2 protein-coding genes are annotated in these 1004 nt (G+C 40.3%); one reads left to right on the top strand and one right to left on the bottom strand.

Translation table 11 applies throughout. From position 1 onward, the window contains the following. Positions 1-71: 71 nt before the first annotated feature. Complete coding sequence (locus AACS98_RS03175; protein WP_157087487.1) at positions 72-335, bottom strand: hypothetical protein; 264 nt, start codon at positions 333-335, stop codon at positions 72-74. 101 nt (positions 336-436) lie between these two features. Between AACS98_RS03175 and tnpA the strand changes: the two genes are divergently transcribed. Next, on the top strand, positions 437-892 hold the full coding sequence (tnpA, locus tag AACS98_RS03180; RefSeq protein WP_066376256.1) for an IS200/IS605 family transposase: 456 nt from the start codon (positions 437-439) through the stop codon (positions 890-892). Positions 893-1004: the final 112 nt, after the last annotated feature.

Consider the following 1004-nt stretch of genomic DNA (forward strand, 5'->3'; position numbering starts at 1 on the left):
TCGATACTGGTAATTAAGCAACATAATTAAGCTACAACTACCTTCATAAAACGAGTGGGACGGTTAAGTTTTTAGTCTACAGTGCGCTCATCAATATATTCACGATGATTTACATATCCTTTAACATAGTCACCAACACGGGCATCAAACTCTACAGTGTCTCCAGGTTTTAAGTCTAGGGATTGAATTGTTTTGCCAACAGTGAACCAGATATGGTCTGTGACTTGCTTATCAGTATCTACGAGACACACATCTTTAAGCAGTATTGTTGGTTCTGGATATCCGTGATAGTTGGTCTTTTTGCCGAACCGTTCAACGGTACCTCTGAACCTCATTCTTTTCTCATTAAGGGTTTTAAGCTCTTTACGCATCTTATTAGCTAGGCAACGCTATTATTTTAATATACACTGAATATGACGCAATCAATATAAAGTTTGTGAAAAATGATTTTGTCTCAAAGGGAAGGTCTATCAGTGACCTTAAAGCTCATCTCGTCTTGACAACAAAATATCGTCGCCAGGCTATTACAGGCGAGATGTTACAGCGATTGCACATTATCCTTGAAGATTTGTTGGTTAAATGGGAATGCAAGCTTGTAGAGTTTAGTGGTGAATCAGACCACGTACATCTGCTGTTTCAGTACCACCCCGACTTACAATTAAGTACATTGGTGGGCAACATTAAATCCACAACTTCCCGTAGGCTCAGACAAGAGTTTTCAGACCATTTAAGTCGCTTCTACACCAAAGATGTTTTTTGGAATGGTTCATATTTTATTGCTAGTTGTGGAGGAGTGACCATCTCAACTTTGAAGCAGTACATTCAAGCGCAAGAAAAACCTGAAATTGGCGATTCCTCATCGACTCCCTGCCCTATCAATCCTGCGGATTGAATTGGTTGTGAGTCAATTCGTCATCGCCCAAAAATTCATCTCATCACTCCTGCTTCTCTACGAGACGCTGCGCGAACGCAGTGAGTGAGAGGCTTCTTTTTGTTTAAGCTAA

It is taken from the genome of Anabaena sp. CA = ATCC 33047, assembly GCF_963870205.1.
Classification (GTDB): Bacteria; Cyanobacteriota; Cyanobacteriia; order Cyanobacteriales; family Nostocaceae; genus Trichormus.

Bases quoted from the DNA above. Each gene is read 5' to 3' on its own strand.
- AACS98_RS03175 (WP_157087487.1), bottom strand. From the start codon at position 335: ATGAGGTTCAGAGGTACCGTTGAACGGTTCGGCAAAAAGACCAACTAT.